This is a genomic window from Sphingomonas sp. CCH9-F2 (genome assembly GCF_001556735.1).
GTDB classification, from domain to species: domain Bacteria; phylum Pseudomonadota; class Alphaproteobacteria; order Sphingomonadales; family Sphingomonadaceae; genus Sphingomonas; species Sphingomonas ginsenosidimutans.
Genome location: NZ_LSJO01000667.1, coordinates 1 through 5,422, shown reverse-complemented (window position 1 = coordinate 5,422; position 5,422 = coordinate 1). Strand labels below are relative to the sequence as shown.

6 protein-coding genes are annotated in these 5,422 nt (G+C 71.5%); all 6 read right to left on the bottom strand.

Translation table 11 applies throughout. The annotated features are described in order from the left end of the window. Positions 1 to 309, bottom strand: a 309-nt coding sequence (locus tag AX685_RS19005; RefSeq protein ID WP_231792305.1) for an aldolase/citrate lyase family protein, incomplete at its 3' end; no start/stop codon positions are given. Beyond that, a complete protein-coding gene (locus tag AX685_RS19000) occupies positions 306 to 1,814 on the bottom strand; it encodes an acetyl-CoA acetyltransferase (RefSeq protein WP_066491530.1) in 1,509 nt (502 codons plus the stop codon). The genes AX685_RS19005 and AX685_RS19000, both read right to left, overlap by 4 nt. Further along, the gene (locus AX685_RS18995) at positions 1,814 to 2,617 is read right to left on the bottom strand and encodes a crotonase/enoyl-CoA hydratase family protein (protein ID WP_066491536.1); all 804 of its coding nucleotides are present in this window, start codon (positions 2,615 to 2,617) and stop codon (positions 1,814 to 1,816) included. Before AX685_RS18995 ends, AX685_RS19000 begins: the two co-directional genes overlap by 1 nt. A 26-nt stretch (positions 2,618 to 2,643) precedes the next feature. Next, on the bottom strand, positions 2,644 to 3,039 hold the full coding sequence (locus AX685_RS18990) for a hypothetical protein (RefSeq protein WP_066491528.1): 396 nt from the start codon (positions 3,037 to 3,039) through the stop codon (positions 2,644 to 2,646). Continuing rightward, complete coding sequence (locus AX685_RS18985) at positions 3,036 to 4,049, bottom strand: phosphotransferase family protein (protein WP_082741094.1); 1,014 nt, start codon at positions 4,047 to 4,049, stop codon at positions 3,036 to 3,038. Before AX685_RS18985 ends, AX685_RS18990 begins: the two co-directional genes overlap by 4 nt. Further along, on the bottom strand, positions 4,046 to 5,161 hold the full coding sequence (locus tag AX685_RS18980) for a hypothetical protein (protein WP_066491527.1): 1,116 nt from the start codon (positions 5,159 to 5,161) through the stop codon (positions 4,046 to 4,048). The genes AX685_RS18985 and AX685_RS18980 overlap by 4 nt, the downstream gene beginning before the upstream one ends. Positions 5,162 to 5,422 lie beyond the last annotated feature (261 nt).

Here is a 5,422-nt window from a genome sequence, read left to right as displayed (position 1 = left end):
GGCCGATACCTTGGGCAGCAACACCGCCGCCACGCCGCTTCCCGCCAGCGCCGCCAGATCGTCCGCACCCCATGCCGTGTCGGGCGCATTGGCGCGCACCACCAGTTCGCGATGCCCGAACCCGCCGCCGCGCATCGCCGCCACCGCCGCGTCGCGCGCCGCCGCCTTCTGATCGGGCGCGACCGCATCCTCCAGGTCCAGGATCACGACGTCGCAGTCCAGCGTGCGCGCCTTGTCGATGGCGCGGGCGTTGGACGCGGGCAGGTACAGCGCGCTGCGGCGCGGGCGGATCGGCGCGGGGTCGCTCATCCGGTCGCGCGTTTCCACACCATGTCCTCGCCGTCCACCACGATCTCGCCGACACTGCCGACCGGTTCGGCGGCGCCATCGGTCAGCCACGCGATCGTCCCGGCGTCGTCGGCGGGCACCTTCGCGAGCGTGCGTGCGCCCGCCGGGGTGCGCGCCACGATCACGCCGGCGCGCGGCGACCCGTCGCGCTTGTAGAACACGGTATAGGTCTCGACCGTCGCCTGGCCGACGTACTCCTTGACGAGTTCGGGCACCGGCCCGCGCGCCGCATCCGCGTCGGCTTGCACGTCGAAATCGTGCGCCGCGCCCGCACCGGGCAGCGGATCGGTGGCCAGCACGATCGCATGATTGTGCGTCGCAAAGCCGCCGTTGGCGAACAGCAGCCCCGTCGTCCCCGCGCCGGCGCGCAGCGCATCGACCATCTCGGCGACCGCATGGCTCATGTAATTGCCGATCGGCCCGCCGCCGAACGTCAGCCCGCCGAACACCGTCGCCGGCCGGTCGACCGGCCAGCCGATCACCCGCCGCGCCATCTTGGGGACGCACGGGAAGCAGGAATACAGCTCGACCAGGTCGAGGTCGTCCACCGTCACCCCGTTCCATTCCAGCGTGCGCGTCAGGCACGTCGCCATGCTGGGCGACAAGTCGTAGCGGTCGCGCGCCAGATAATCGTCGCTCTCATGCGCCGCCGCGCCGCGCCCGACATAGACGATCCGCGCCTCCGGCACGCCGCGCCGCCGCGCCTCGGCCAGGCTGGTGACGATGAAGCCGGCTCCCTGGTTGACGCTGGAATTGGCGACCATCAGCTTGGTGTAGGGAAAGGCGATCGGGCGGTTGTCCGCGGTCGCCATCACGATCTCTTCGGGGGTGCGCGGCGCGTGGATCCACGCCGCCGGGGTCTGCGCCGCGACCTGGCTGAACCGCGACCAGATCTCGCCCGATTCGCGCTGCCCTTCGGCCAGCGTCTGGCCATAAGCGGCGCGCCCGGCATTCTCGTACAGCGGATAGACGTCGACCGGCATCGCCAGCCCGTAGCGCTGGCGATAACCGGGCTTCGCGCGCTTCGCCAGATTGGCCATCGGATTCTGTTCGGCGACGCTGGTCTTGGCCGCCAGCGCGGCGCGCTGGCTGGCGGTGCGCAGCGCCTCCGCGCCGACCACCGCAGCGACCCGCACCTCGCCGCGCGCGATCCGGTTCGCCGCCTCGTTCAGCAGCAGGATCGGGCTGTCGCCGTTGGGGCCGACCGATTCATACGCCGCCGCCCCGCCCGCGCCGATCGCTGCCGCGACCTTGTCGGCCAGCGGGTTCTGGTCGCGGAAGCTGATCTGCTGGACGACGCCCAGCGAGCCGACGTCGGCCAGCCAGCCGCCGCCCGCATCGCGGTCCGCCACGTCCAGCGCGGCGCGCATCAGCGCCACCGGCTCCATCCCTTGTGCCGGGTCGGCGGGGCGGTCGTTGACCTGCCCCACCCCCACGATCACCGCGATGCGTTCGGCATCCGCCATCACTTGGCCTTCCACACCGGCGCACGCTTCTGCGCGAACGCCAGCGGTCCTTCGCGCGAATCCTCGCTCGTGAAGACGATGCCGCTTTCGGCGCGGTTCTGCTTCCACGCCGCTTCTTCGTGCGGGACCTTGCCCTCGACGATCCCCTGCGCCATCCGCTTCGACGCCTGCACCGACAACGGCGCATTGGCCACGATCTTCTCCGCCAGCGCCAGCGCGGCGTCGACGACCTGCCCGGCCGGCGCCAGCGCATTGACCAGCCCCAGGTCCAGCGCGCGCTGCGCACTGATCGGCTCCCCGGTCAGGATCATCTCCATCGCGATCTTGCGCGGCAATTGCTCGGGCAGGCGGAACACCCCGCCCGCCGCCGCGAACAGCCCGCGCTTGGGTTCGGGCAGGCCGAACTGCGCGGTATCGACCGCCACCGCCAGGTCGCACGCCAGCGTGATCTCGAGCCCGCCGCCCAGCGCGTGACCGTTCACCGCCGCGATGACGGGCGTGGAAATCGCGTGGCTGACCAGTCCGGCAAAGCCCCACGCCTGCTTGGCGCGATCGTCGGGCGCCAGGCTTTCGCCGCGCGACAGCGCGACCAGATCGGCACCGGCGCAGAACGACTTGTCGCCGGCCCCGGTGACGATCACGCACCGCACGTCCGGGTCGGCATCGGCCGCCGCCAGCGCATCCCCCACGCCTTCGTGGACGAAGCGGTTGACCGCGTTGCGCGCTTCCGGCCGGTTGATCGTCACGATCATCACATGCCCGCGCCGCTCCACCAGCACCGCTTCATTGCCCAGTTGCGTCATGTCCGTCGTCTCCATTGCTCGTAAGATCACCCCGGCCACACCAGCCCGCGGCGAGCCGTGCTGTCGCGATAGAAGGCGCAGATCGCGGCATCGCGCATCCGGTCGCCCCGCGCCTCCACCTCGGCATGATGCGCATCCAGCGCGGCGGACAGCGCGTTCCACGCCGCGTCCAGCGCCTCCAGCGTGAATCCCTCGGCCACCTCCGGCACCGCAGCGCCGCCCTCCGCCAGCAGTGCGCGCATCGCGGCGATATCGGCGATCCGCCACGCCGCCGCCTGCCCGGCCTCCTGCGCGGCCAGCATCGCCAGCAACCCCGCCACGGTCAGCATCGCCCCGCCGAAGGCCTGGGTCGCGCCCAGTGCCTCGCCCGTGCCCAGCGCGACCAGGCCCGTTCCCGTCAGCACCTCGCCGATATCGCTCATGCCAGCCCCTCCAGCTGCGCGGCGATGATCGCATCCTGCCGCCGCGGCAGATACCAGCCCGAAAACGCCAGCACCGGATCGGTCCGCCCGCCGTCGATGAACTCGCGATACGCCGACGTCCAGATCGCGCGGCCCTTCACCGAATTGAACAGCGCCCACCAGCGCATCGCCACCGGGTCGACGTCCAGCCCGCTGTGCGCGCGCCACACCGCCAGCGCTTCGTCGCGCGGCAGCATCCCGCACGCGATGCCGGGCTGGAAATGGTCCCAGATCGGGTCCAGCGCCCAGCCCAGATCCTCCAGCGGATCGCCCAGATGCGCCATTTCCCAGTCGAACATCGCCAGCATCCGGCCCGCGCCGTCGTGCATCATGTTGCCGGACCGATAGTCGCCATGGACGATCGCGATCCGCTGTGCCGGCGGCGGCGGGTGCGCGCGCAACCGGCGGATCGCGGCGCGCACCACCGGGATCGGCGCCACCGCATCCTCGTCGATCACTCGCTCCCACTGGTCCAGCGCGACGCGCCAGCATGCGTCCGGGGCGGGCGCGGGGGCGTGCGCGGCGAGCGGCGTGCCCGTCGCATCCGCCGCCGCCAGCCGCCCCAGCGCGCCGAAGAACGCCTGCCCCAGCGTCGCGGCATGATCGCCGAACGGCGCGGTCACGAACGGCGAGCACACCTCGCCCCCGTCGATCCGCTCCATGACGAAGAACGGCCGTTCCAGCTCCGCGCCGTCGCGCTCCAGCGCCACCGCGCCGGGGACGGGCACGATCCCGGCCGCGGTCTGATAGGCGCGATATTCGGTCTCGCTCTCGGTATCGATCAGGCTGCCGCCCGGATCGCGACGCAGCACCAGCGCGCGCCGCTCCTCGCCCACCAGCGCGTCGAACCGCCACGTCTCGCGGCTCGCCCCGCCAGGGATCCGCGCCAGCCCCTCGATCGCGACCGGCGTCCCCCACAGCCGCGTCAGATACGCCGCGACCTGATGGTCATGAAGCGGGGTGCCGGTCACGACGCCGGGTCCATCACGTCGCGAAAGCCCGACGGTGCGTGCGGACCGATCACCAGCTGTTCCAGAACCCCCTTGCCGCGCCGCACCGTCCCGTCGGGCCCGGTCATCGTCACCCCGACGCTGGCCTGCACGTGCAGATGGTGCGGCTGCATCGGGTCGCATTCCTCGGGTGTGAAATCCTCGCGCTCGACCGCCAGCGCCTCGCCGTGGCTCAGCCCGTGCGCCCATGTCGGGTGGCCATAGCCCAGCCCTTTCATCATGAAGGTGCGCCCGATCGCGAAGTCGACGCGCGTCTCCCCGTCGGCATCGCGCAGCGTGATGCCGGCCGCCTCCGCGCGCCGCGTGCCGGTGCGCCAGCGCACCGTGCAGTCGGCATCGTCGTAATGATGCTCGTCCGCCGCGCCGCCGCCCTCCGGCCGCCAGGTCGCGCGCCGGTTCCAGAAACGGCCGTGCGCATCGTCGTTGGTGTGGAAATACAGGTCGCCGCCCTCGACCACGCACGGGCTCCACAACCAGTAGAATTGCGGCGCGACCGGCGGGCTGGGCGGCTGCGCGTCGGGCGCGCCGATCGGGCGCACGCCCCAGCTGCGGTCGCGCGTGCCGATCCAGCCGGTGACGTCGGTGCGCACCCCGTCCACCTCGACCCAGCCGGCGTAGCGCCCGTTCTGCGTCAGCCGCGTGACGTCCATCAGCACGCGCGGCCCGTTGCGGCGGGTGAAGCGCGGCTCCTCCAGCGGAAAGGCGCGGCCGGTGAAGGTGATGTCGGCGCGCACGCGCTCGTCCGGCGCGTCCACCGTCACGCGAAGGATGCGCAGCGGCTCGACCACCTCGATCGCGATCGGGCCGACACGCGTGTCCATCCGCTCCATCCCCAGCCCGCGGCTGGCGTGCAGGTTCACCTGCCGTCCCCCGATCAGCCAGCAGAAGCTGGCGTCGATGACGTTGATGTGCGGATAGATGCCCATCGCCGCCGCGAAGAAGCCATCCTCCTCCGCGCCCGGCGCATAGCCGTTGAAATAATAGCGGTCGTAGAAATTCCGGTCGGTCCCGGCATAGGCCACCGGGTCGGGCGTCTGGTGGATGGGGTAGTCGTCACCTTTGGTCAGGACCATCGCTCGCTCTCCCGCATGCGGATCACCGCCCGCCTGTCGTTGCGCCGTGGGTGGACCAGCCGCGCGCCCCGTGTCAACGACAAGATAACAAGAGTTACGGCGAGACGCTTTCGTGCTGCGGCGTCCGCGGCTATCCTGGGGGCGGGCGCCGGCTTGCGGCGACTGTCATATCAACGTAAGACACCAAGTGACCATGCGCCCCGATCCCTACGAACCCGGCCGCGTCCGCTATCATCACGCCCGCGCCGATGCGGCCGATCC

Bases quoted from the DNA above. Each gene is read 5' to 3' on its own strand.
- AX685_RS19000 (WP_066491530.1), bottom strand. From the start codon at position 1,814: ATGGCGGATGCCGAACGCATCGCGGTGATCGTGGGGGTGGGGCAGGTC.
- AX685_RS18995 (WP_066491536.1), bottom strand. From the start codon at position 2,617: ATGACGCAACTGGGCAATGAAGCGGTGCTGGTGGAGCGGCGCGGGCAT.
- AX685_RS18990 (WP_066491528.1), bottom strand. From the start codon at position 3,039: ATGAGCGATATCGGCGAGGTGCTGACGGGAACGGGCCTGGTCGCGCTG.
- AX685_RS18980 (WP_066491527.1), bottom strand. From the start codon at position 5,161: ATGGTCCTGACCAAAGGTGACGACTACCCCATCCACCAGACGCCCGAC.